Origin of the sequence: Hymenobacter aerilatus (assembly GCF_022921095.1) — a bacterium.
Classification (GTDB): Bacteria; Bacteroidota; Bacteroidia; order Cytophagales; family Hymenobacteraceae; genus Hymenobacter; species Hymenobacter aerilatus.
On record NZ_CP095053.1, the window covers coordinates 3533894 to 3558609 of the forward strand.

Sequence of the window (24716 nt, forward strand, 5' to 3'; positions counted from 1 at the left end):
AGTTGAGGCCAAGGGTAGGCGCACAACTCTCCTACCTCTTACAAAGTTCTTAAAAAACTAAGCAGCGTGCGTGGTTGGCGCTTGTACTCAAACATCCGCGCGATTTCCTGCGCTTTGGCCTTGGCAGCCTCAGCAATGGGTCCGTTGAAGTTATCTTCTACGGCGGCTAAAAACAGCTGCCGCCACCGCTGGAAATACTCGCCCGTGTTGGGTAGCACCAAGCCGCCGGGAAAGGGCCAGCCATCGGCGCCACCGGTGTTCAGCAGCACCCTTTTCCAGAAGGCCTGCATGGTGAACAGTGGCTGCGGCCAGTGCACCTGCGCATCGGCCTGGAAGATGGGGCCGAGCAGCTCGTCGAGCCCTACCTTTTCGTAGAAAGTGTTGATGAGCGTGGTGATGTCGGCTTCGGTGCGGATGTCGGGAAGGGTTTGCATAGCCATGAGGGTAGGGAATAAGGTGAATCCGTTGTGGCCGCCTGCAAGCGTCCAACCGGCAGGCGTCAGCCACAAACCAAAGGTCAGCGAGTAAGCCAGTTGCTCCCATGACCTTACTCATCTCCTACCCTGACGTTTGTCATCTGCAAAGCACAGCCGAAGCAGGACCTTTGGTTTTCTTCTGCCTGACTCGCTTTGCGCATGAATGCTGTTGCCCCCGAAGTCCCTACCCACGTTGCCTGCACCCATTGCGGCGATGAATGCTCCAACGACGCTATCCTACTCGATAAGCAGCCGTTTTGCTGTGCCGGCTGCAAGGCCGTGTACGAGTTGCTGCAAACCAACAACCTGTGCGCCTACTATGCCCTCAACGAGCGGCCCGGCCAGAAGGTAAAAACGCTGGAGCTGCCCGGCCGTTTCGACTACCTCGATTCGGAAGCCGTACAGGCGCAGCTACTCACGTTTCGGTCGGATACGCTGGCCCGGCTCACGCTCACGGTTCCACAGATGCACTGCGCCTCGTGTATCTGGCTGCTGGAGAAGCTCTACCAACTGAATCCGGGTATTCTGGAGTCGCGGGTGAATTTTCTGCGCAAGGAAATCAGTATCAGTTATCAACCTGAAAGAACATCGCTGAAAGAGGTAGTGAAGCTGCTCACGGCCGTGGGCTACGAGCCGCAGATCACGCTGGCCGAGCTGGGCGCCCAGCCTCATCACCACAACCGGCGGCTGTACTACCAACTCGGGCTGGCGGGCTTCTGCTTCGGCAATGTGATGCTGCTGGCTTTTCCCGACTACTTCAGCTTCACGGAGCAATTGCAGGGCGAGTTTGGGCGGTTTTTCGGCTACATCAGCCTGCTGCTGAGCTTGCCGGTGCTGCTGTATAGTGCGCGGGGCTTCTTCCAGTCGGCGTGGCAGGGTGTGCGGCAGCGCTACATCAACCTCGATTTCCCGATCAGCCTGGGTCTGAGCGCGTTGTTTTTGACCAGCGTATTCGATATTCTGACGCAACGCGGCCCCGGCTACCTCGATTCGTTTACGGGCCTGGTGTTCTTTATGCTGATTGGCAAATGGGTGCAGCAGCGCACCTACGACGCCCTGCGCTTCGACCGTGACTTCACCTCCTACTTCCCCGTGGCCGTCACGTTATTGACTCCTATTGGCGAGCAGTCAGTATCGGTGAAGGAACTGAAGGTAGGGCAGCGCATCCTGGTGCGCCACCAGGAGGTAATTCCCGCCGATGCCATGCTGATGCGCGGCACAGGGCAGATCGACTACTCCTTTGTATCGGGCGAGAGCGTGCCGGTGGCGAAGGTGGCGGGCGAGGTGGTGTATGCCGGCGGCCGCCAAACCGGCGAGGCGGTGGAGTTGGAAGTAGTGCGCGAAGTGTCGCAGGGCTACCTCACCCAGCTCTGGAACAATCCTGCCTTTCAGAAAACCGAGAAGCAAACGCTGGAAACCTACGCCAACACGGTGGGCCGCTACTTTGTGGCCGCGACGTTGCTGCTGGCCGCCGGCGCCGTAGCGTATTGGTACCCACGCGACCCGCAAATGGCGCTACGGGCGTTTACTTCGGTGCTGGTCATTGCCTGTCCCTGCGCCCTGTCGCTGGCTACGCCGTTTGCCCTGGGCGCGGCACTACGCACGTTTGGGCGGTTGAAGTTCTACCTCAAAAACTCGGGTGTGGTCGAAACACTAGGCCGCGTCGATACCATCGTGTTTGATAAAACCGGCACGCTCACTGAGGTAAAACGCTCGACGGTAGAGTACCTCGGCCGGCCGCTGACCACCACTGAAACGCAGCTGGTAGCGGCTGTAGTGCGCCAATCGACGCACCCGCTAAGTCAGCGCCTGGCGCGGGAGCTGAGTCCGGCAAGCTATGCCGTTCACAACTTCACCGAACTCCCCGGCCAGGGGGTGAGCGGGGTAGTAAACGGCGTGCAAGTGAAGATAGGCTCGGCGGCTTTCGCCGGCGACCAGCGCCGTGCACCGGAGGCGGCCGAAGAAGTTGACCAGCTTCAATCCCGCGTGTACGTGGCCCTGAATGGGGAACCGCTGGGCTGCTACGTGTTCCGCAACGTGTACCGCGACGACCTCCAACCCATCCTCGCCGACCTCAGCCAGCGTTACCACTTGGCGGTGCTGTCCGGCGATAATAGCACCGAGCGCGACCGGCTGCGCGAACTGTTCGGGCCGAAGGCGGAGTTGCGCTTCCACCAGTCGCCCCAAGACAAGCTCGACTACGTGGCCGCCCTGCGTCAGCAAGGTAGGCGCGTGCTCATGGTAGGCGACGGATTGAACGACGCCGGCGCCCTGCAACAAGCCGACGCCGGCATTGCCCTCACCGATACCCTCACCAATTTCTCCCCCGCCTGCGACGCCATTCTGGACGCCAGCAGCTTCGGCCGTTTCGCCACGTTTCTGCGCTTTTCGCAGGACTGCCTGCAAATCGTGCTGGCCACGTTCGTGCTATCGTTCTGCTACAACGGCATCGGGCTGGGGCTGGCGGTGCAGGGCAAGTTTACGCCCATCGTCTCGGCCATTCTGATGCCCATCAGCTCCTTGAGCGTGATGATCTTTTCGACGCTGCTAGTGCGCTACGCAGCCTACAAACGCACATTATGAACATCATTTTCATTCTGATTGGCGTCAGCCTTACGGTGGCGCTCACGTTCCTGGGTGCCTTCCTGTGGGCCGTGCGCTCGGGACAGTACGACGACGACTACACGCCCTCGGTGCGGGTGTTGTTTGAGGAAGAGGCGGAGTAACCCCTACCCCTGGCAGGGGCTTGAAGTCCCGTCAGGGGTAGGGCAACAACCATCAAGTACCGTTGCTTTTTTCTTACGGCACAGTATCAATGGCCTTTTGGAGGAAGTACGCCATATTAGGATGGTACTGTGCGTGAAACACTACTTTTCCTTCCCGATCCAATACCAGATTTGTAGGGTAAGATTTGATACCGTATCCCTGTGCTACGTAGCGCCCAGCTGGAATTAAGGCATAGTCGTAAGGGTACTGCTGCACGAAGTCTTGGATATCAGCACGCTCGTCTAGCGCAACGGCCAAGAACACAACATCTTCTCGGCCAGCATATTGTTTTACTAGTGTATTGAGTTCGGGAATCTCCATCCGACAGGGGCCGCAACGGATAAACCAGAAGTTCAACACCACAATTTTTCCCTTTAGCTCTTTGCTATCAAACTTATGCCCGTTCACATCGCGCAGTTTGAAGGGCGCGATGGTGTGGCCAGTCATGAAGAAAGGGCTTTCCTGTGGGGCCGGCAGTTGCGACAGATATTGCTCGCGCTCGGCAGGCGTGCGCTGCACTACCACAAACACCGGGCTGGTAGGCGAGAAATCGGGGGCTGTTTTGAGTGTGTAGTCGCCCGTGCCTACCATCTGGCGCCACACCACATAGGGTAACAACGAGCCGCTGGCGTTCTTCACCACCGACTGCTCGTTGATCTGAATCCGATTTTGCACTGGCGGGGGTTGTGGGGTTGTTTGCGCGTGTGCATTACTAATTGCAAGGCTTGCCACAAAGCCCGCAGCACTTAGAAGCTGCTTCATAGTGATAAGTAAAGAATGATAATAGGGCCTCAAGCTAAGAAGATAGCAGCTACTTGTAGCTGATGGGGCTGTGTCTTTTTTGTTACCGTTGCTGCAGCACCGGTAATGGCCTACCTAACATCAATCACCCCCGCACCTGACATTCGTCATCCCTTCTGGGTCAGCCATACAGGACCTTTGGAGTAGTAAATCACTCACTACTCCACGTTATGGAAGTCGAACAGAAACCGCTTACGACAGCCCCGGCCGCGCCGCCCCAAGTGGTGCCGGGTTTCGTGAAGACGGTCGACACCTTTTTTTACGACAACAAGATTGTCCGTGATTTTGGCATGGCCACCGTGTTTTGGGGCGTGGCCGGCATGCTGATTGGGGTAATTATCGCCTTCCAACTGGCCCGACCCGAGGTGAACATGGGCACGCCCTACACCACCTTCGGGCGGGTGCGGCCGCTGCACACCAACGCCGTGATTTTCGCCTTCGTCGGCAACGGCATTTTCATGGGCGTGTACTACTCGTTGCAGCGCCTGTGCAAGACCCGGATGTATTCCGACGTGCTCAGCAAAATCCACTTCTGGGGCTGGCAGCTCGTAATTCTATCGGCCCTCGTTTCCCTACCCCTGGGCCTTACCACCAGCAAGGAATACGCCGAGCTGGAGTGGCCCATCGACATCCTGATTACGGTGATATGGGTGGTGTTTGGCTGGAACATGTTCGGCACCATTGCCCGGCGGCGCGAGCGGCACCTGTACGTGGCCATCTGGTTCTACATTGCCACGCTGCTCACGGTAGCGGTGCTGCACATCGTCAACTCGATGGAGGTGCCCGTGAGCTTCATGAAAAGCTACTCGGCCTACGCCGGGGTGCAAGATGCTCTGGTACAATGGTGGTACGGCCACAACGCGGTGGCTTTCTTCCTGACCACGCCCTACCTGGGCCTGATGTACTACTTCCTACCCAAGGCAGCCAATCGGCCGGTGTATAGCTACCGCCTGAGTATCATTCACTTCTGGTCGCTGATCTTCATCTATATCTGGGCCGGACCGCACCACTTGCTCTACACCGCCCTACCCGACTGGGCACAGTCGCTGGGCGTGGTCTTCAGCATCATGCTGATTGCGCCAAGCTGGGGCGGCATGATCAACGGCCTGCTGACCCTGCGCGGCACCTGGGACAAGGTACGCGAGGAGCCGGTGCTGAAGTTCATGGTGGTAGCCATCACGGCCTACGGTATGGCCACGTTTGAAGGGCCGATGCTGTCGCTGAAAAACGTGAATGCCATTGCCCACTTCACCGACTGGATTGTGGCGCACGTGCACGTAGGTGCGCTGGGCTGGAACGGCTTCCTGACCTTCGCGGTGCTCTACTGGTTGTGGCCGCGCCTCTACAAAACCGAGCTGTATTCCAAGAAACTCGCCAACACGCACTTCTGGCTGGGCACGCTGGGCATCCTGTTCTACGCCCTACCCATGTACTGGGCCGGCTTCACGCAGGGCCTGATGTGGAAGCAGTTCAACAATGAAGGGCTGCTGCAATACCCCAACTTTCTGGAAACGGTGCTCCAGATTGTGCCCATGTACTACCTGCGCGGTATTGGCGGGGTGCTTTACCTCAGCGGCGTGTTGTTGATGGTGTTCAACCTAGTAAAAACGGCTAAATCGGGCCAACTGTTGTCCAACGAGAAGGCCCAGGCCGCGCCCCTTACCCCGCTCTACCTCACCAACAACGCAGCCGACCAGCACACCGACGGCTACTGGCACCGTTGGATTGAGCGCCGGCCCACCCAAATGGCCATCTGGGCCACGGTGGCCATTGCCATCGGCGGCGCAATTGAGATGATTCCGACGTTCCTGGTGAAATCGAACGTGCCTACCATTGCTTCGGTGAAGCCCTACACGGCGCTCGAACTCGAAGGCCGCGACATCTACATCCGCGAAGGCTGCTCCAACTGTCACACCCAGATGGTGAGGCCGTTCCGCTCCGAAACCGAGCGCTACGGCGAGTACAGCAAAGCCGGCGAGTTTGTGTACGACCGCCCCTTCCTGTGGGGTAGCAAGCGCACCGGCCCCGACCTGCACCGCGTGGGCCAGAAGTACCCACACTCCTGGCACTACAACCACATGATGGACCCCACCAGCATGTCGCCCGGCTCCATTATGCCGCCCTACCCCTGGCTGCTCGAAGATGATATCGACTACTCGCACACCGCCGACAAAATCCGGGTGCTGCGCAAGTTCGATACGCCCTACCCTGCGGGCTTCGAGGATGTGGCCGTGGCCGATGCCCGCAAGCAAGCCGATGGCATTGCCCGCGAGCTGAAGAAGGAGGAAATCGAGGTGAAGTCAGACAAGGAAATCGTGGCCCTGATTGCCTACCTCCAGCGCCTGGGCACCGACATCAAGGTGAACCCGCAGCAGGCCGCCGCTTCGGCGCAGTCCAACGCGGCTGAGATATCCCATTAGCCTTCAGCTTCCCTACCCCTATTGTCATGGATAAGAACGTTTTGCGCGCCATTGCGGGCGTGGAAATCTACCCGATTATCTCCTTCGTCATCTTCTTCCTCTTCTTTCTGGGGCTGCTGGCCTACGTGTTCGTCGTGAACCGCCAGCACGTGCATTCAATGAAAAACCTGCCGCTGTTCGGCGGCGAGGATGAAACCTCTTCAACCACTTTTAATTCCAACCTGCCATGCTAACCAAGCGCACTCTCCTCCTGACTTTGACAGGCCTTCTCACTGGCTATGCCGCTGCTGCCCAATCTGCTACACCTACTACGGCCGGACCTCAACCCACCGACGTCCTGAGCTGGCTGGCCTGGGGCCTGGCAGCCGTGGTGCTCCTTTTTGGAATGATGACTGCTAGCTCGCTGGCCTCGGCTGTTGCTTACTCGGTGCAGGAGAAGGATACGCCGGAAGAAGCCACTTCAACAATTTCTGAGGCTACTCCGGTCGCTACTACAGTGACGTCGGTAGCGCCTACCCCCACCCTTCCCGTTGAGCAGAAAGTTGCCGCATGAGCCTACCGCGAAGAACTCTGTACGGCGCCAGCGCCGGTGTACTCGCCCTGCTAGGCAGCTACCCGGTGTTGGCCCAAACGGCGGAGGCGCCAGCTACGGCACCTACCTCCGGCGCTTCTGATAGCAAGATGCTGCTGTTCTGGTTTCTGGTGAGCACCTTGGCACTGGTCGTGCTGCTAGGCTTGCTGCTAGTCACGGCCTTGGTCGTGAAGCTGCGGCCCCAACTGCGCCGGGTATACGATATGCCTACCGTGCGCCACAGCTGGAGCGGCAAGGTACTGGGCCTGCTTGTGGGCGACCCGGTACTAGTAACCGGCACCGTGCGCGACGAAGTCATTGCCAATCACGACTACGACGGCATCCACGAGTTCGACAACGACCTGCCGCCGTGGTGGAAATACGGCTTCGTGGTTAGCATCATTTTCGCCGTGGCCTACTTCACCTACTTCCACGTAGCCGAAGCCGGCCAGCTAAGCCACGCTGAGTACGAAACGGAGATGCAACAGGCGGCCCTACTCGTATCGGCCGGCTCCGATGACCCCAACCAGCTCACGACCTACCAGGCCCTACTCGCGCCCGCCGACCTGGGCGAGGGCAAGACCATCTTCACTCAAAACTGCGCCGCCTGTCACGGGGCCAGCGGCGAAGGCAAAGTAGGCCCCAACCTGACGGATGACTACTGGCTGCACGGCGGCGAAATCAACCACGTGTACCGCACCGTCAAGTTTGGGGTGCAGGGCAAAGGCATGATAGCCTGGAAGGGCAAACTCTCGGCCAAGCAACTGCTGCAAGTGTCCTCCTACGTGGTGTCGCTGCAAGGCACCAACCCACCCAACGCCAAAGAGCCCCAGGGCGAAATCGACCCCACGGCTAAGAAGCTGGCACCGAATAGGTAACGGGCGGCGAACCTCACCCCCCAGCCCCCTCTCCTCGGGGAGAGGGGGAGCCAGACAACAACGTGCTGTGAGCCATCTTATTCACTCGTTATTGCTCCTCGAGTGGTGCTCTCGGCTCCCCCTCTCCCCGAGGAGAGGGGGCCGGGGGGTGAGGTGCGCGTCTGCAACCTGAATCCCATGAAAACTCCCACCTCAACCGAAAGCTTCCGCGACTCCATTGCTACGGTGGATGCTGAGGGCAAGCGCGTCTGGCTTTACCCGAAGCAGCCGAAGGGCGCCCTCTACCGTGCCCGCACCTGGATCAGCTACGGGCTGCTGGCCCTACTCTTCGCCGGTCCCTGGCTGCGTATCAACGGCTTGCCGGTACTCCTGCTGAACCTGCCGGCGCGGAAGTTTATCATCTTCGGGCAGATCTTCTGGCCACAGGATTTTTTTATTCTGCTGCTGGCGATGATGACGTTTGTGGTGTTCGTGATTCTGTTCACGGTAGTATATGGGCGGGTGTTTTGCGGCTGGGTTTGTCCGCAGACCATCTTCATGGAAATGGTGTTCCGCCGCATCGAATACTTCTTTGAGGGCGATGCGCCCCAGCAAAAGGCGCTCGACAAAGCCGAGTGGAACTGGAACAAAACGTGGCGCAAAACCGGCAAGCATGCGGTTTACCTTCTGATTTCCTTCCTGATTGCCAACACGTTCCTGGCCTATATCATTGGCAGCGAAGAGTTGGTGAAGATCATCACCGATACACCTGCTGAACACTTGGGTGGCCTTACCTCCATGGTACTGTTTACGGGGGTGTTCTACGCGGTATTTGCCCGGTTCCGGGAGCAGGTGTGCACCATTGCCTGCCCCTACGGCCGCTTGCAGGGCGTGATGCTCGATAAAGACAGCCTAGTGGTCGCCTACGATTACCAGCGCGGCGAGCCCCGCGAGAAGATGCGCAAAAACAAAGTGCGGACCGCTGGCGACTGCATCGACTGCCACCAGTGCGTGCAGGTGTGCCCCACGGGCATCGACATTCGCAACGGCGCCCAGCAGCTCGAATGCACCAACTGCACGGCCTGCATCGACGCCTGCAACAACATCATGGCGATGGTGAACCTGCCGCCGAATCTGATTCGGCACGCTTCGGAAAACAACATCGCCACCGGCACTAAATTCCGGGTCACGGGCCGCATCAAAGCGCTGTCGGCGGTGCTCACGGTGCTGCTGGTGGTGATGACGGGCCTGCTGGTGTCGCGGGCCAATGTGGCAGCCACGGTACTGCGCACGCCGGGCCAGCTGTTCCAGAAAACCGACCACGGCACCATCACCAACCTCTACAACATCTCGGTCATCAACAAAACCAACCAGCCCTACCCTATCGAGCTACGGATTCTGGAGCCAGCTAACGGCAACATCTCACTCGTGGGCACCGATGGCCTGAAGCTGCCGGCCCAAGGCATTACGGAGGGCGTGTTTTTCGCTGAGCTACCCGCCAGCGAACTGCACACCACCAGCTCCAAGATTCGCATTGGGGTGTTCAGCGGCGGCAAGCTGATTACGGAAGAGAACACCAAATTCCTGGCCCCGCCTCAGTAAAGCCGCCTACCCGGTCGGACGGCTGCGCCGTCCGACCGGGTGCCGCCTGATGCTGTAGGACAAGCTTCGTGCGGACGTTGCAGATGCCAAACCACGCGGCGCAATCGTCAGCGCACGGCAACCGGTCGGACGGCTGCGCCGTCGGACCGGAACCATTAACCCAACCACCCCATGACAACAACTCCCACCCGCACGCTCTGGCCCTACGCCATCATCACGGCTTTTCTGCTGTTCGGCAGCTACATCGGCTACATGGTGAGCCAGACGATGCGCACCACCGTGGACTTAGTGAGCCCCAACTACTACCAGCAGGAGCTGGCCTACCAGAAACGCATGGAATCGGTGGCCCACGTGGCGGCACTGCCCGTGGCTGTTACCGTAACGCACGATGCGGCGGTTTCGCAGCTCCAGTTGCAGCTGCCGCCCTCGTTTATTGGCAAGCGCCTCGAAGGACAACTGCACTTCTTCCGCCCTTCTGATCTGCAACTGGATTTCACCCTACCCCTGCAACCTGGCTCAGACCTGGCCCAACGCATCAGCACCCAGAAAATGGCCAGCGGCTTCTGGCGCGTCCGCATAGATTTCACCGCGGATGGACAGGCGTATTTTGTGGAGAAGGATTTGACGATTTAGGGCTTAATACAGCCATTAATACTATCGCCCCACTGTAGCCTTCTAATTAAGAAGGCTACAGTGGGGCGGCTTTTTGTATTCGCTTACTACACGTTGCGGTAGCTTCTGCTGGCTGGGCTACGCGTCTCGGCCGTTTTTTATGGCGCAGAGTACGCAGACCTCCTGAGCCGATTGGCAGCCGATACCCTAGCCTCTCTAGTCGCGTTGCAGGTGCTTCATGATGGCAATCACGTCTTCTTCGCCCAGGGCGGGCTCGGCCCGCTGGAAGGTGTCGTGGACTACTTCGCCCAGAGGCGTGTTTAGTCCTTCGGCTTTCGCCAGGCGCAGGTCTTTGGCCAGGTGCTTCAGGGCAAAGGCGGCCTGGTAGTTTTCGGCCAGTATCGCTTCGCCTTTGATCTTGGAGAAAACATTGCCCATAGCGCCATTGGCAATAATGGTCTGCATATCCTCGAGTTTCAGGCCGTGCTGCTGGGCAAACAGGAAGGTTTCGGCCAGTCCCTGCGTGTAGAAGCCCAACAGCGTATTGATAGCAAGCTTGGCGCGGTTGCCGCTGCCGGTAGGGCCGAGGTGAAGTGCCAGCTTGCCCAGGTGCTCAAACAGCGGCTGCGCTTGTTGAAACGCCGGCTCGTCGCCGCCTACCATAATCACTAGTTGGCCGGTTTCCGCCTGTTTCACACTGCCAGAAACCGGCGCATCGAGGTAGGTGTGGCCTTTTTGTTGGCTGAGGTTCGCCATTTCTTCGCTGATGCCGGGCGACACGGTACTCATGTTGATGAGTAGCTTACCATTCGTTTGGGCTTGTAGCAGTCCGTCGGGGCCGGTGAACAGGTCGCGCACAGCCTGGTCGTCCGACACCATCATGAACACCACGTCGGCCTGCTGCACCAAAGCAGCCGGCGAATCGGCCGTGGTGGCCCCGGCGGCGCGCAGGGCTTCTTCTTTGTCTTTGTTGCGGTTATATACGGCCACCGGGTAGCCGTCCTCCAGCAGTCGGCCCGACATAGGGTTGCCCATATTACCGAGGCCAATCCAGCCGAGTTGAGGTTGTGCGTTCATAGGTAGGAATTAAGTGATGTAGAGTGGGATGCGGTATCTATACCACGAAGGGCAGAATTGGTTCGTTTTGCAGGCGAGCCTCATCCAAGCAAAAGTCACCCCGCCACCTGATTTTTATCATGCCGACGGCGGCGGTTTATGGCCTACTTGCTTCCCAATTCGAACACGCGCTTTTCGCCGATGCTCTGGGCAGGTTTCATCTTTGGTCTTTTGGGTAGTTTCCACTGCGTGGGCATGTGCGGCGCCATTGCGCTGGCCCTACCCGGCCAGCTGGATGCGGCCGAGGCTCACTGGCGCTACGTGGGTGGGCGGCTGCTCTATCATCTCGGCCGCGTTACCACCTACACGCTGCTGGGCGTGGCGGTGGGCGCGGTGGGGCAGTCGCTACGGCTGGCGGGGTGGCAACAGGGCCTTTCCATTGCATCGGGCCTGCTAATTCTGCTGCTGGTAGCGGTGCCCGAGCGCCACACTAGTCGCCTTGCCGCCGCTCTCTACCTCGACCGCCCCCTGGCTTACCTGAAACAAACGCTGGCCCGCTTCTTCCGCCGGCAGGAGTTGTCGGCGCTGTACGTTACGGGTATGCTGAACGGCTTGCTGCCCTGCGGCCTGGTGTATCTGGCGCTGGCTGGCACGCTGAGCGCGCCGGGGGTAGGCGGCGCGGCCGCTTACATGCTGCTATTTGGGTTGGGCACGCTGCCCCTGATGCTGGGCCTGTCGCTCACGGGGCGACTAGTGCCGCTGGGTTGGCGCATCCGCATGCGACAGGCCGTGCCCTATGTGGCCACGGTGCTGGCCGTGCTGTTCATCCTGCGTGGGCTGGGGCTAGGGGTTCCCTACCTCAGTCCGCAGCTGGTGCACGCCGCTCCTACCGCGCATGCTGCTCAGCCTAGTACAACACACTACTGTCATTGATTAGCTATAGCTGTGCGCTATTGGCTGATAGCTTTTCAATCACCAGACTACAACCTTCAACGCTATCAGCCAATAGCGCACAGCTAAATAAAGAGCCCATGAAAACCATCCTCGTCCCTCTTGACCTCACAGCGGCCTCGGAGCACGCATTGTTGTATGCCAATAAGCTGGCCGTGCGCTGGCCGGCCGAAATCGTGCTGCTCTACTGCCACCACGGCCCTACCCCCACCACCGAGGAGATACAGGTGCTGGAGCAACGGCTGCGCACGCTGGCCGAGCGGCTGCGCTACCAGCAGCTCACGCGCCAGGATGGGCGCCGCATCCGCTACCACTATCGGGTGTTGGCGGGCTGCCTGCACGACCACGCCCAGGCCGAAGTAACCCGTTGCGCAGCCGATTTGCTGGTGATGAGCTTGGAGCACATCGACTGCGGCCGCCCCGATGTGGCCGGCAACCACGCCGCTGCTATCATCGACCTCGTGACGTGCCCCGTGCTGGTGGTGCCGCCCGGCCGCCGACCTTTGCCGAGCAGCGCCGTTTTCTCAGCTGATTTCGACAAGCTGGGTACCAACCTCCTACCCCGCTTGTCGGCGCTGGCGAAGGCATTTCCGGCGCCGTTGCAGCTGGTGCAGTTCTACTCGCCTCTGCACCGCCCCGACCGGATGCGCCTGAAGCGCGCCCTGGAAAAAGCCCGCCCCCAGCTCACCTGGCCCGACATTACCACGCACCTGCTCGAAGACGACGACCAGCTGGAAGGCACCAGCGAGTTTTGCGCCCGCACCCAGGCCCAGCTGCTCGTTGTGGCACCTACCAGCAGCGCCTTGCTTCGCCGCCTGTTTGATGCCTGCTATACCACTACTCGCGCCTACCACACGCAGATTCCGGTATTGGTACTGCGCCAGCCCCAGCCTACCACAGTGTGCTGTGAGCGGTGCGCCCGGCAGGCTGAGCGCGAAGCCGTCCAACAAGCTCTGGCTGTTCACTAGCCCACTGCTTGTTCCTACCTCTTACAGGGCTTTAAGCCCCTTTCAGGAGCAACTGGCTGGTTACCATCTTCTTCAACAAAGTCATTCTTCACCTCACTCATAACGCTCCTTTCGTTATGCCTACTGTCCTCACCGCCACTGACTCTTTCACTCGCGCTGCCGCCGAAATATGGATGCGGGGCTTTCAGCAGCGACTGTGTCGTCAACTGGAAACCACCGATGGTGGCACTACCTTCCAAACCGATGCCTGGGAGCACGAGGGTGGTGGCGGTGGCCTGTCGAACGTCATCCAGCACGGGGCAGTGCTGGAGAAAGGCGGGGTGAACTTCTCGGCGGTATGGGGCGAGATGAGCGAACCAGCCGCCCGCAATTTGCTCATGCCCAACCCCGAGTATTTTGCCACGGGTGTATCGGTAGTGCTGCACCCGCGTAGCCCCATGGTGCCCATTGCCCACATGAACGTGCGCTATTTCGAGGCTGGCAACGGCGAAGCCTGGTTTGGCGGGGGCATCGATCTGACGCCTATCTATGTAGTGGAGGAGCAGGCACGCTGGTTTCACCAGCAGCTCCAGGCTGTGTGCCAGCGTCACGACCCAACCTACTACCCCCGCTTCAAGCAGTGGGCCGACGACTACTTCTACCTACCCCACCGCCAAGAAACGCGCGGCGTGGGCGGTATTTTCTTCGACCGCCTCACGGTAGGGAAAGACGGCTCGTTCGAGGACCTGTTTGCCTTCGTGCAGGACGTGGGCGACGCTTTCGGCCCCATCTATACCGAGTTGATGCGCCAGAATCGCACCCTACCCTACAACGCCCCCGAAAAGCAATGGCAGCTTATCCGCCGCGGCCGCTACGCCGAGTTCAACCTGGCCATCGACCGGGGCACCAAGTTCGGCCTCGAAACCGGCGGCCGTACCGAGAGCATCCTTATGAGCCTACCCCCAGAGTGCGAGTGGCATTACAACCAACGCCCCGCGCCCGACTCGCCAGAGGCGGCTACCCTAGCGTGGCTGCGCAAAGGGGTGGAGTGGGTGTAGTAAGGTGGTAAGTTAAAAAAGGCCTGTCATCCTGAGCTTGCGAAGGACCTTCTCACGCGAGAACAGGTCGTTGTTGCGAAAATCGTTCACACGTGAGAAGGTCCTTCGCAAGCTCAGGATGACAGACGCTTTTGCTATTCACAACTTCACAAACTAACCATTTCACAAACTCACCCTTTCCCCACTCCATCATTTCCTCACTCCTAAGTATCTTTATGGGTTAATTTCATTCGCTGCGCTTTAAAATAGACCTGCATGAGTACTAAGCTGCGTCTTATCATCCTGAGCTTTTTACAGTTCTTTATCTGGGGCTCGTGGCTGATAACCATCGGAGCCTATTGGTTTCAAACCAAACAATGGTCGGGGGCGCAGTTCGGCGCTATCTTCTCTACTATGGGCATTGCCTCCATTTTTATGCCCTCGCTGATGGGCATTGTGGCGGATAAGTACATTAATGCGGAGAAGCTGTACGGCGTGTTGCACCTGCTGGGCGGGGCCGTACTCTTCACTATTCCGTGGGTTACAGACCCCGGCATGTTCTTCTGGGTGATTCTGCTGAACATGATTTTCTACATGCCTACCCTGTCGCTGTCCATTGCCGTGTCGTACTCGGTGCTGAAGCGCGAGGGGCTGGATGTGGTGAAAGACTACCCTCCTATTCGGGTGTGGGGCACTATCGGTTTCATCGTGGCCATGTGGACGGTGAGCTTGCTGGGCTTCGAGAAATCGGCTAACCAGTTCTACGTGGCGGCCGGCGCAGCGCTGCTGCTGGGGTTGTACGCTTTCACCCTACCTAAGTGCCCACCCACAGCCCAGGATGCGCCCAGTCGCTCTTTGGTAGAAATACTGGGCTTGAAGTCGTTTGCCCTGCTGCGCGACACCAAGATGGCAACCTTCTTCCTGTTTGCCTTGCTGCTGGGTGCGGCCTTACAGCTCACCAACGCCTACGGCGACACCTTCCTGCATGATTTCGACCAAGTACCGGCCTATCAGAACACGCTCACGGTACGCTACCCGGCTATCATCATGTCGATTTCGCAGATTTCGGAAACGCTGTTTATCCTGGCTATTCCCTTCTTTTTGCGGCGTTTTGGCATCAAGCAGGTGATGTTCTTCAGCATGATTGCCTGGGTACTGCGCTTCGGGCTGTTTGCCTACGGCAACCCCGGCTCAGGCCTTTGGATGATCATCCTGTCGTGTATTGTCTACGGCATGGCCTTTGACTTCTTCAACATCTCCGGCTCCTTGTTCGTGGAAACGCAAACGGCTCCAAGTATCCGAGCTAGTGCGCAAGGTTTGTTTATGATGATGACCAACGGCTTTGGGGCCGTGCTGGGCAGTTCCATCAGTGGCATCGTGATTCAGAAGTACTTTACCGCAGCCGATGGCACTAAAGACTGGCACAGCATCTGGATAACATTTGCGCTCTATGCGCTGGTTATTGCCGTGCTGTTTGTGCTGCTTTTCAAGCATAAACACGACCCGCAGGCAGTTGGAAATGAATATTCTGAGCCGGCAGTAGCAGCATAACATCGTTCTTCTTTTATCTCTTGCTCATTTATGGCCTCTACTCCGTCCTTGACGGTTAACCGTGACCTTTCCTCCAGCTTCGATAATTACGGCGATTTTATACCTACTGCCTGGTTTTACGCGCGCTATTACGAGCTACCTCACCGTGAGGTATATCAGCTAGCTAAAACGGAAGACCGACAGGCTATACTTGATGCCCTTACCTCAACAGAAGACCAATCTGCTGTATGCGAAACAGTGGTTATCTCAATGGACGTAGAGAGCATTAATAGTTCCCCTACCTGGATTTATTATGGGTTGTCTTTAGGAACGCATCTACTGCTCTATTTTGAGCGGCACGGTCCTTATGGTGACCAAGGAGCACAGCTTTTTTATTCAGCTAGTACTGATGATATTCTGCTGAACAAAGTACGTTCGCTCCTCACTGCTCACTTAGCAGATGAAAAAGCAGAACGAAAACGCATTCAGGTATTCAGGCTGAGTGGTAAAGCTTTAGACTTCTCGCCCCTACCCCTTAAAATTCCTGAGCTCGATCTTACCGCCAACTATAACGACGACTTGCTGCCCGCACACGAGGCCATTGTGAAGCGTTTGCAGAAGCCTGACGATAAAGGACTCGTTATTCTGCATGGCCCACCTGGCACTGGCAAAACCAGCTACATCCGGCACTTATGCAGCCTCACTGATAAGCCCAAGCTATTCATCCCGCCCAATCTGGCATTGCGCATTGCCGATCCAGAGTTTATCAATCTATTACACGATAACACCAATTCCATTCTGCTCATCGAGGATGCTGAGGAACTACTAACCAAACGCGACGCCACTGGCAGTAACGCTGTGAGCAATTTGCTTAATCTTAGCGATGGGTTACTATCGGATGGCTTTCATATCCAGATCATTTGCACTTTCAACGCCGACCTAGCCTGCATTGATAAGGCACTGCTGCGCAAGGGTAGGCTTATTGCCTCCTACGCCTTCGAGGCGCTGGCGCAACCCAAGGCTCAGGCGCTGGCTACCTCACTCGGTCAAACTACGCCCGTAACGGAGCCTATGACGCTGGCTGATATCTACAACCGGGAAGATGAGACGTTTGTCAGCGAGCCAAAAGTAACTGGTCGCATTGGCTTCGGGAGCAACAGATAACTGCTCGACAGTATAAAATAAGTTTATTTTTAGCCTAAAAGTAGTCCATCAAAAAAACCCGCATTACAACCTGTAATGCGGGTTTTTAGTGTTGCTGCGCGAGTGAGCTTAGAATTGCTCGTCGGCAGGGAAATAGAAGTCGCCTTCGATCTGAGCGTTTTCGTCGGAGTCCGAACCGTGTACGGCGTTGGCTTCGATGCTCTTAGCGTACTTTTTCCGGATGGTGCCTTCCTCAGCGTTGGCGGGGTTGGTAGCACCAATCAGCGTGCGGAAATCAGCCACAGCGTTGTCTTTTTCCAGGATAGCCGCCACAATGGGGCCCGACGACATATACTTCACCAGATCCTGGTAGAAGGGACGCTCCTTATGTACTTCGTAGAATTTGCCGGCGCGCTCGGGCGTCAGCTGTACTTTCTTCAGGGCCACAATGCGGAAGCCACCGGCTTCAATCATTTGCAGGATGCCACCAATGTGGTTGTCCTGCACGGCATCGGGCTTAATCATGGTGAACGTGCGGTTGGTTGCCATACGATTCAGGGTCAAAGGGTAAGGGTAGGAAAGTAGAAAACCGCCACGGCGGTTTGTGGGCGCAAAAGTAGAAGTATCTAGCGAGAGTTGCGGAGCTGCACCGAATAAATCCTGCGGGGCACCTTTTACGTAGCGGCGGCGTTTGACCGTATCCGACACGCTCAGGCGCTCCTATTTTGAGAGTCGGGCGGGCCGTTTCGTTGCAATTCCGGAATTTTTCCGACTTTTGCCGCCTTGTTTACGTCGTAAAATACCGACTTTCAGCCATCTAGTAGTAGGCAATGTCCACAATTACCGCCCTGCAAGAGCTGCTCGCGCAACCCCGGCAGATTTTCATTACGACCCATCATAAACCCGACGCCGACGCCCTAGGCTCGTCGCTGGCCATGATGGGGTATCTTCGCAAGAAAGGCCACCACGTCACGGTGGTTACGCCTTCCGACTACCCCGATTTCCTGGCTTGGATGCCCGGCAACGAGGATGTCATCATCTACGAGCGGGACCAGAACGACGCCCAGGTGCGCGACCTTATCAACAAAGCGGAGGTGATTTTCTGTCTGGATTTCTCCTGTCTTAACCGCATTGCGGAGATGGGCGAGTACATCCGGCACGCGCCCGGCACCAAGGTGCTCATCGACCATCACCAGGAGCCCGAGAACTTCGCCGATCTGGATTTTTCTAATTCCAGCGCGGCAGCAGCTTCGGAGCTGGTGTTTGAGGTAATCCGCGACCTAGGCGACCAAGATTTGATTGACGTGGGTATTGGCGAGTGCCTGTATGCGGGTATCATGACCGATACGGGCTCGTTCCGCCACCCCAGCACTTCGCGCAATGTGCACCTGATTATTGCCGAGTTGCTCGACGCTGGCATCGACCTTTCGGCCGTACACCGCCGCATCTACGACTCGCACTCCGAAATGCGCCTGCGCTTCCTGGGCTTTGTGCTAAAGGACAAGCTCACGGTGCTGCGCGAGTACAACACGGCCTACATTGCCATCACGCAGGACGAGCTACGCCAGTACCAGTCTAAAACCGGCGACACAGAAGGCCTCGTCAACTTTGCCTTGAGCATCGAAGGGGTAGTATTCGCTGCCATTCTCATTGATCGGGGCTCAGCTGTGAAGATTTCCTTCCGCTCAGTGGGCGATTTTTCGGTCAGCAACTTCTCACGCCAGCATTTTGGGGGTGGCGGCCACCATAATGCTGCCGGTGGCGTCAGCTACGACTCGCTCGATAACACCGTGCAGCGCTTCATCGACTTATTGCCGCAGTATCAGGCTCAACTAGTGACGGCTCCTTTAGTAGTTGCGCCCCGTTCGGCGTAACTTGCCCGAAATTCTCTTTTCTAACTCTACCTTACTCAATGCTTTCTCAACGCATTTCTTTGAGTCTGGCCCTGGCGGCCGGCTTTCTGGGCCTCGCCTCCTGCAACAAGGGCGGTGGCGATTTTCAGAAGACCAAGTCTGGTATCGAATACAAAATCTTCAAGAAGGTAGGCAACAAGTACGAGCCCCGCGAAGTAGCCGTTACCGGCGACCCTACCTACAAAGAGCGCATTGGCAAGATCATGGGCTTACACATTGAGTACCGTACTGCCAAAGACTCGGTGCTGATGAGCTCGCGCGTGCAGCGCATGGGCATCCCCGCACCGTTCCCGCTGGACTCGGTGCAGCAGAAAGGTGCTGAGGCCGAAGCCTTTGCTATGCTACAGCCCGGCGACTCGGCCGTATTCAAGTTCAACGCCGACACGCTGGCGATGAAGAACTCGGGCCGTCCGGCCCCGCCTTTCATCAAGAAGCAGGGCAACACCATTACGATGCTGGTGAAGGCCGAGAAGGTGCAGACTCGCGACGAGGCCATGGCCGACCAGCAGAAGCAGATGATGGATGCGCAAGTGAAAATGCAGGCGCACGCCAAAGAGCAGTTGAAAAAGGATGATGTAATTCTTCAGGAATACATCAAGAAGAACAACCTCACGGCCGAGCGCGACACTTCGGGCGTGTACTATGTTATTACGCAGCGCGGCAGCGGTGCCAAGCCCAGCACAGGTCAGACCGTATCGGTGCAGTACCGCGGCACGTTGCTCAACGGCAAAGAGTTTGACTCTTCTGCTAAGGGCAACGGTGGCAAACCGATTGAGTTTCCGTTGGGAGTAGGCCAGGTAATTCCGGGCTGGGACAAGGGCATTGCCCTGCTGCCCAAGGGTACCAAAGCTGTATTGCTGATTCCCTCGTCGCTGGCCTACGGGCAGCGCGGCGCAGGTGCCGACATCCCCGCCGATGCGCCGTTGCGCTTCGATGTGGAGTTGGTAGATGTGAAGCAACAATAGGTAAATAACCGCCGCCGGATGCAACCCGGCGGCGGTTATTTTTCTCTTACTGGTATGATGACTACATTTTCTTTCTTCCGCGCCTCGCGCTTTGTACTCGGCTTGCTGGTGTTGCTGCTGAGCGTTTCGTCTTGTTTGAATAACAACAATGACAACGACGATTATCTGGCTGATTTGGAACGCCAGGCTGCCCAAGCCAAGATAGACGACGAAGCCACCATTCAGAAGTATCTGGCTGACAACAAGATCAAAAAGTTCGACAAGCGCACTTCGGGTTTGTATTTTGTGCAGGACAGCACGGCCCTAGGCACCGGCGACATGCCAAAGGCTGGCCAAACCGTATCGGTACGCTATACAGGCTACTTCTTCAGCACGCCGCCCAAGGCATTCGATGCTTCTGGCTCTACCCCCTTCCAATTCACGATCGGCATCGGCCGGGTAATTGCAGGCTGGGATGAAGGCATTGCGCTGATGCGCAAAGGCAGTAAGGCTACCCTGCTTGTGCCGTCGGCGCTGGCTTACGGGGTGTTTGGTTACTCTACTATCCCGCCAAATACGCCGCTGCGCTTCGAGGTAGAGCTGATTGATATCAAATAAGCCCCTACCCCACTCATTTATTTTGTTTTTCCAGATGATACGACATTTCCTGCATCGGTTGTTGTTCTGTGGTGCGCTGCTGGCCTCTGCCGGCAGCGCTACGGTGCTTTCCGGCTGCAACACCACGCCCAGCTACCTCAAACAATACGAAGAGCACCGCGAGCAGCAGAAGACGCTGGATGATGCTTCGATTATGAAGTATCTCACGGACAACAACATCAAAAACTACACCCGCACCGAATCGGGTTTGTATTTGGTGCCAGTTACGGACGCTCCCGCCGGTGCAACCACGATTGAAAAAGGCCAACGGGTAGAAACGCAGTACATCGGCAAGTTTATCAACGACGGGGTGCTGGGCACTACTTTCGACAGCTCTTACGATAACCGTACGCCTTGCCAGTGCTTTCAGGTGGTGGCCGGTGATGGCAGCGTAATTAAAGGTTGGGATGAGGCATTGCTGCTCATGAAGCCCGGCGACCGGAAGCTCTTGCTGATTCCTTCTGGATTAGCCTATGGGTTCAACGATGGTACCAGTGCGCCTCCGGCCAACATTGGTCCCGACCGGGTACTACAGTTTGATATGATTGTAACCAAGCGCATCAACTAGCAGCGCATGGTAGCACGGTGTTGGTGGGGCTATTGGTTGTGCCTAAGTCTGTTTTTTAGCGTTCAAGCCGTTGCAGCCCAAGCGCCACTGGCTGATACAGTACGAACTGCTAGCGGCTTGCGTTACCTGATTACAACTCCCGGTGCCGGCCTTACCCCTCAACCTGGCAATAAGCTGGTAGTGGAATACTCTGGCTTTTTGCCCAACGGCAAAGTGTTCGATTCTTCGGCGGTAGATGGGCATCCGTTGCGCCTGCGGGTAGGGCGCGGCGAGGTCATCAGGGGTTGGGATGAGGTGCTTTTATTATTACCCGCTGGCACCCGTGCCCGCGTTTGGATTCCGGCCGCGCTGGCCTACGGTGCCAAAGGAGCCCGCGACCCCGACGACGATACCCGTTACCTCATCCCGCCCAACACTGACTTGGTGTTTGACCTGACAGTGGTGAAGGTGCGGTAACGTAAACCTGTCCTCCTGAACGCAGTGAAGGACCTTTTCACGGCAGAACGACTGACGTAATAACGACTCGTTCTACCGTGATAAGGTCCTTCACTGCGTTCAGGAGGACAGGTAGTTTTTACTCACTACTTACCATTTCACTATTTTACCGTTTACTCCGCCAGCACTTCCGATAGCACAGCCAGGGAGCGGACGTCGCCTAGGTGCTCGATGTGGAGCTGATAGTAGCGAATAAGCAAGTTGAGCAACTCACGGCGCACCCGGCCGTTGGGTACGGAAGCATTTGTAGGGTCGTGCAGTAGCTCATCGAAATACTGGTCGAACTCCTGGAAGCGCAGAGCAGTGGGCGTGCTGGTGCCACCACTGGTAGCCGGTGCTGCCGAGGCAAACGCTACCTGCGTGGTAATCTCCTGCCCCGACTCTATCCCAAATCCTAGGTAGGAAGCTAAGCGCAGCAGAAAAATAAGGGCAAAGTTTTCGTAGCCAGTCTGTTGCTCATCAAAAGCCAGCAGGGCATCGTGTAAGAAATGAAACAGTGGCTCGTTTTCCTCCTCCTCCTGCACTACCCGCCCCACAATTTCCGATAGTACTAAGGCCACGCTGCTCTTTTGCACCTCGAACGGAATGCTACGGTAGGGCTCGGCGCAGCGGTATTCCGAAAGGCGCGTGAGGCCTCCCTGGCGTGAGGTATAGGCTACCAAATCCAGCAACGTGAAAGGCTGAAACAGCGCAATGCGCCCAGGCGGCTTGGCCTTACGCACCCCATTCACTACATACGACTGCAGCCCCAATCGCTCGGTGTATACCCGCGCAATGATGGACGTTTCGCGGTAGCGTAGGTAATTTAGAACGATACCGCGGGTTTTGATGAGCATGGGTTTGTTACTTAAGAAGTATGAATTAGAAAAATAGGAATTGAGTGGTGCGACGCGAAAAGCTGTACACTTTATTCCTACTTCATATTCTTATTTGAACACGTGAGCATCTAAAGAAGGTCCTACTTCCTAATTCTCTACCACTGCAATTTTACTGATACAGCCGTTTTTGCCGTCGGCATCAGATGAGAGGACCAAGTACACACCGGACTGCACACGGCGGTTGTTGCTGTCGAGTAGGTTCCAGGTGACAGTGCCGCCGTTGGCGCGGGTTTGGTAGACAAGGGCACCAGTTACGTCCGTTATTTTCACAATGGCATCGTTCACCAAACCCGAAATGCCTACCTCACCCGTGAAGCTGGTGCGCACGGGATTGGGGGTCACCTTCGCGCAGTCGGGCTTGCCTTCTGTCACGGTGGCCGAGCCGCGGTATGTTACCAGACCCGCATCAGTCGCCACGAATACCTCGCCGGTGCGGTCGTTCACCGACACGTCGTTGATGTGATTGGAAGGCAGCGGGCTGTTGGCGGTAGTAAAGTGCAATAGCGCCTCGTCGGCATCGGCGTTGAACAACCACAAGCCATTATCGGCCGTGCCGAACCACTTGCGGTTGGCCCCATCCGTGGCAATGCACAGCACCGTTTGGCCGCGCAAGACCGGAAAGCCAATATCCGTCTCACCTTTGCGCAGCAACGGCACCCGAAAAGTTGCGCTGGGGTCGAAGCCTTGATTGGGGTCGTCGAAGACGGCTACGCCTACCTCCTGGCTGCTGCCGCTGGCCACCCATATGGCGCCCCGCCGATCCTTCACCACATCGTAGAGGTTAATCAGACCCGGCGTAGAATTATCGGGAGCAGTAGCACTCGTGAAATAGCGCACGGCGCCGGTAGCAGGGTCATAGGCCACCAAGCCCTGTCCGCCCTGGCGGGCTTGTGTGGCCCAGGCCACGTTGTTGTCGTCGAGGGCGAGGCGGTCGAGGTTTTCGGAGCCGGAGAAGTAGGGTAGCGTGCGCCAGGCGTTGTTGGTAGGGCTGAAGACAAACAGGCCCGAAGTGTTGGTGCGCTGGTGGCGGTTCACTACCCACACGTCGCCATTACCGTCCTGGACCACGTCTGTGATGCGGGCGTAATTCGGATTGGCAATGGCGCTCAGAATCGGGCTGTTGCCGTTGGTGGGGTTGAACAACCGGAAGTTGCCCGCGCCTTTCCACTCCAGGAGGCCCTGCCCGTAGCTGCCCACGTAAAGGGTGCCGTTGGTGGTGCGTACGCCGCGGGTGAGGTCTTTGGGGTTGGGGTACTGTGCGGGGTCGGGTAAGCTAGCCGAGGTGATATTGGTCCAGCGGCCATCTTGGTACTCGTAGAAACCTGCGTATAGCTCATTTTGCAGGTAGCGGTCTTGGTAGCCCCCGCTAAATACATCGGTGACGCCGCTACGGGCATCACTATACACACTAAAACTAAGAACAGTGGCCGGAGCATTGGTTACGAAGCTTTCGGCCTGTTGCCCATCGGCAGCCAGCCGGACGAGGCCATTGCGGTAATCGGCCACAAAATAAGCGCCATCCCGCGCCCGCACCACTGCCCTTGGCCCCTGAATGGCACTGGCGGATAAGGCGCGTACCTGCCCGGCAGCAGTCAGTACGCTCACCTTTTGGTTATCCGTAATCAGCAGGCCAGCCGCCGAAGACGCGAGTTGGTAGAACGCCCCGGCGCTGGTACCCGCCACAGCCTCCCAGCTTTGGCTGGCTGGCAGGAAGCGGTAGAGTTGGTCGCCATTGACGCCGGCGTATACCGTACCAGCCTGCGTAGCCAGCGTGCGGTAAGGGTCGCCGGCGCGCGCAGGTAGAACCGCCGTCCAGGCACGATAATCGAGCAGATTGGCTGCCAACGAACCACGCAGAATCCCACCAGAGGTAGCGGCCAGCAGGTAGCCATTGGCTATGGCAGTGGCATATACCTGCACGGCCGCCCCACCGGCGCCAATGTTGGTGTAGGTTTCGCGCACTTCCAACCGCGTCATATCCAGCACCAGCAGCCCGAAGCTGCACGATAGGTAGGCCAGCCGGTTGTTGAAGGAAACGCCGTAAATGGCCTTAACGCCCGTAATTTGCTTGCGCAGAATATCGGTCAGATTCTGAATGGAACCATCTGGTTGCAACACATCGAGGTTGCCATTGGCGTAGACCACCAGCGTCTGGCGCGTTAAGGAGTCGTAGGCCACGGTTTGCACATTCACGTCGTGCAGACCGTCGCGGCGCGAGAGTAGGGCTGTGGTATTCAGCTCCTTATCATAGTAAAAAAAGGCATCTTCGGCGGCTACGTACACACGGCTGCCAGCATCAGCCAAGGCCTTGGCGCGGTTGATGGGCAGGTGCAGCTGCCAGTCGCCATACCCCACACCCGACTGTGCCCACGCGGGCGGCAGACTCGTGAGCAACAGCAGTATACAACACAGGGTGGGTAAGAGGTGGCGCATACGGAACAAGGTACACACTACGCCTTTAGCTTGTAGCTATCAGCCGTGAGCTTTTCTAT

The 24716-nt window shown here is 57.5% G+C and carries 24 protein-coding genes; 18 read left to right on the forward strand and 6 right to left on the reverse strand.

Annotated features, from left to right (window positions below; all coding sequences use genetic code 11):
* Positions 1 to 38 precede the first annotated feature (38 nt).
* Entirely contained in the window at positions 39 to 434 is a 396-nt protein-coding gene (locus tag MUN82_RS14820; RefSeq protein ID WP_245091667.1) for a group III truncated hemoglobin, read from the reverse strand.
* Positions 435 to 635: 201 nt separating this feature from the next.
* Here MUN82_RS14820 and MUN82_RS14825 point away from each other — a divergent pair, with 201 nt between their 5' ends.
* Both MUN82_RS14825 and ccoS read left to right on the forward strand, forming a co-directional pair.
* Positions 636 to 3059 (forward strand): heavy metal translocating P-type ATPase, encoded by a 2424-nt coding sequence (locus MUN82_RS14825; protein WP_245091668.1) that lies wholly within the window; start codon positions 636 to 638, stop codon positions 3057 to 3059.
* Positions 3056 to 3202: a cbb3-type cytochrome oxidase assembly protein CcoS gene (gene ccoS / locus MUN82_RS14830; RefSeq protein ID WP_245091669.1), complete on the forward strand. Its 147-nt coding sequence runs from the start codon at positions 3056 to 3058 to the stop codon at positions 3200 to 3202. Before MUN82_RS14825 ends, ccoS begins: the two co-directional genes overlap by 4 nt.
* Before the next feature lie 73 nt (positions 3203 to 3275).
* On the opposite strand, the gene MUN82_RS14835 is transcribed toward ccoS, so the two are convergent.
* A complete protein-coding gene (locus MUN82_RS14835; protein WP_245091670.1) occupies positions 3276 to 3917 on the reverse strand; it encodes a TlpA family protein disulfide reductase in 642 nt (213 codons plus the stop codon).
* Positions 3918 to 4213: 296 nt separating this feature from the next.
* Here MUN82_RS14835 and ccoN point away from each other — a divergent pair, with 296 nt between their 5' ends.
* The 6 genes from ccoN (at position 4214) to MUN82_RS14865 (ending at position 10126) form a co-directional block, all read left to right on the forward strand.
* Positions 4214 to 6463, forward strand: a complete 2250-nt coding sequence (gene ccoN, locus MUN82_RS14840) for a cytochrome-c oxidase, cbb3-type subunit I (RefSeq protein ID WP_262922821.1) — start codon at positions 4214 to 4216, stop codon at positions 6461 to 6463.
* A 26-nt stretch (positions 6464 to 6489) separates the two neighbouring features.
* Complete coding sequence (locus MUN82_RS14845; RefSeq protein ID WP_245091671.1) at positions 6490 to 6696, forward strand: hypothetical protein; 207 nt, start codon at positions 6490 to 6492, stop codon at positions 6694 to 6696.
* Positions 6697 to 6719: 23 nt separating this feature from the next.
* Positions 6720 to 7016 (forward strand): hypothetical protein, encoded by a 297-nt coding sequence (locus MUN82_RS14850; protein ID WP_245091672.1) that lies wholly within the window; start codon positions 6720 to 6722, stop codon positions 7014 to 7016.
* On the forward strand, positions 7013 to 7912 hold the full coding sequence (locus MUN82_RS14855; protein ID WP_245091673.1) for a cbb3-type cytochrome c oxidase N-terminal domain-containing protein: 900 nt from the start codon (positions 7013 to 7015) through the stop codon (positions 7910 to 7912). Before MUN82_RS14850 ends, MUN82_RS14855 begins: the two co-directional genes overlap by 4 nt.
* Positions 7913 to 8089: 177 nt before the next feature.
* Positions 8090 to 9493, forward strand: a complete 1404-nt coding sequence (gene ccoG, locus MUN82_RS14860) for a cytochrome c oxidase accessory protein CcoG (RefSeq protein ID WP_245091674.1) — start codon at positions 8090 to 8092, stop codon at positions 9491 to 9493.
* Between the two features lie 171 nt (positions 9494 to 9664).
* Positions 9665 to 10126, forward strand: coding sequence for a FixH family protein (locus MUN82_RS14865; RefSeq protein ID WP_245091675.1), 462 nt, complete (start codon positions 9665 to 9667; stop codon positions 10124 to 10126).
* Between the two features lie 195 nt (positions 10127 to 10321).
* Here the strand turns inward: MUN82_RS14865 and MUN82_RS14870 are convergent, their stop codons facing one another.
* Positions 10322 to 11182 (reverse strand): NAD(P)-dependent oxidoreductase, encoded by an 861-nt coding sequence (locus tag MUN82_RS14870; protein WP_245091677.1) that lies wholly within the window; start codon positions 11180 to 11182, stop codon positions 10322 to 10324.
* Positions 11183 to 11320: 138 nt separating this feature from the next.
* Between MUN82_RS14870 and MUN82_RS14875 the strand changes: the two genes are divergently transcribed.
* The 5 genes from MUN82_RS14875 to MUN82_RS14895 all read left to right on the forward strand — a co-directional run bounded on the left by MUN82_RS14875 (position 11321) and on the right by MUN82_RS14895 (position 16790).
* Entirely contained in the window at positions 11321 to 12094 is a 774-nt protein-coding gene (locus MUN82_RS14875; RefSeq protein WP_245091679.1) for a sulfite exporter TauE/SafE family protein, read from the forward strand.
* A gap of 98 nt (positions 12095 to 12192) precedes the next feature.
* Complete coding sequence (locus MUN82_RS14880; RefSeq protein WP_245091681.1) at positions 12193 to 13080, forward strand: universal stress protein; 888 nt, start codon at positions 12193 to 12195, stop codon at positions 13078 to 13080.
* A 116-nt stretch (positions 13081 to 13196) separates the two neighbouring features.
* On the forward strand, positions 13197 to 14117 hold the full coding sequence (hemF, locus tag MUN82_RS14885) for an oxygen-dependent coproporphyrinogen oxidase (RefSeq protein WP_245091683.1): 921 nt from the start codon (positions 13197 to 13199) through the stop codon (positions 14115 to 14117).
* Between the two features lie 255 nt (positions 14118 to 14372).
* Positions 14373 to 15647 (forward strand): nucleoside permease, encoded by a 1275-nt coding sequence (locus MUN82_RS14890; protein WP_245091685.1) that lies wholly within the window; start codon positions 14373 to 14375, stop codon positions 15645 to 15647.
* Positions 15648 to 15677: 30 nt separating this feature from the next.
* Positions 15678 to 16790, forward strand: coding sequence for an AAA family ATPase (locus MUN82_RS14895; RefSeq protein ID WP_245091687.1), 1113 nt, complete (start codon positions 15678 to 15680; stop codon positions 16788 to 16790).
* A 108-nt stretch (positions 16791 to 16898) separates the two neighbouring features.
* Here the strand turns inward: MUN82_RS14895 and MUN82_RS14900 are convergent, their stop codons facing one another.
* Positions 16899 to 17318 carry a nucleoside-diphosphate kinase gene (locus tag MUN82_RS14900; RefSeq protein ID WP_245097582.1) on the reverse strand — a complete coding sequence of 140 codons (420 nt, stop codon included), beginning with the start codon at positions 17316 to 17318 and terminating at the stop codon, positions 16899 to 16901.
* A gap of 281 nt (positions 17319 to 17599) precedes the next feature.
* On the opposite strand from MUN82_RS14900, the gene MUN82_RS14905 reads away from it, so the two are divergent.
* The 5 genes from MUN82_RS14905 to MUN82_RS14925 all read left to right on the forward strand — a co-directional run bounded on the left by MUN82_RS14905 (position 17600) and on the right by MUN82_RS14925 (position 21307).
* Positions 17600 to 18643, forward strand: a complete 1044-nt coding sequence (locus tag MUN82_RS14905) for a DHH family phosphoesterase (protein ID WP_245091689.1) — start codon at positions 17600 to 17602, stop codon at positions 18641 to 18643.
* A 38-nt stretch (positions 18644 to 18681) separates the two neighbouring features.
* A complete protein-coding gene (locus tag MUN82_RS14910) occupies positions 18682 to 19647 on the forward strand; it encodes an FKBP-type peptidyl-prolyl cis-trans isomerase (RefSeq protein ID WP_245091691.1) in 966 nt (321 codons plus the stop codon).
* A gap of 54 nt (positions 19648 to 19701) precedes the next feature.
* Positions 19702 to 20244, forward strand: coding sequence for an FKBP-type peptidyl-prolyl cis-trans isomerase (locus MUN82_RS14915; protein WP_245091693.1), 543 nt, complete (start codon positions 19702 to 19704; stop codon positions 20242 to 20244).
* 34 nt (positions 20245 to 20278) lie between these two features.
* Complete coding sequence (locus MUN82_RS14920) at positions 20279 to 20851, forward strand: FKBP-type peptidyl-prolyl cis-trans isomerase (protein WP_245091695.1); 573 nt, start codon at positions 20279 to 20281, stop codon at positions 20849 to 20851.
* A gap of 117 nt (positions 20852 to 20968) precedes the next feature.
* The gene (locus tag MUN82_RS14925) at positions 20969 to 21307 is read left to right on the forward strand and encodes an FKBP-type peptidyl-prolyl cis-trans isomerase (protein ID WP_245091697.1); all 339 of its coding nucleotides are present in this window, start codon (positions 20969 to 20971) and stop codon (positions 21305 to 21307) included.
* A gap of 152 nt (positions 21308 to 21459) precedes the next feature.
* On the opposite strand, the gene recO is transcribed toward MUN82_RS14925, so the two are convergent.
* Entirely contained in the window at positions 21460 to 22182 is a 723-nt protein-coding gene (gene recO, locus MUN82_RS14930; RefSeq protein WP_245091699.1) for a DNA repair protein RecO, read from the reverse strand.
* A gap of 129 nt (positions 22183 to 22311) precedes the next feature.
* Positions 22312 to 24657: a type IX secretion system anionic LPS delivery protein PorZ gene (gene porZ / locus MUN82_RS14935; protein WP_245091701.1), complete on the reverse strand. Its 2346-nt coding sequence runs from the start codon at positions 24655 to 24657 to the stop codon at positions 22312 to 22314.
* Positions 24658 to 24716 lie beyond the last annotated feature (59 nt).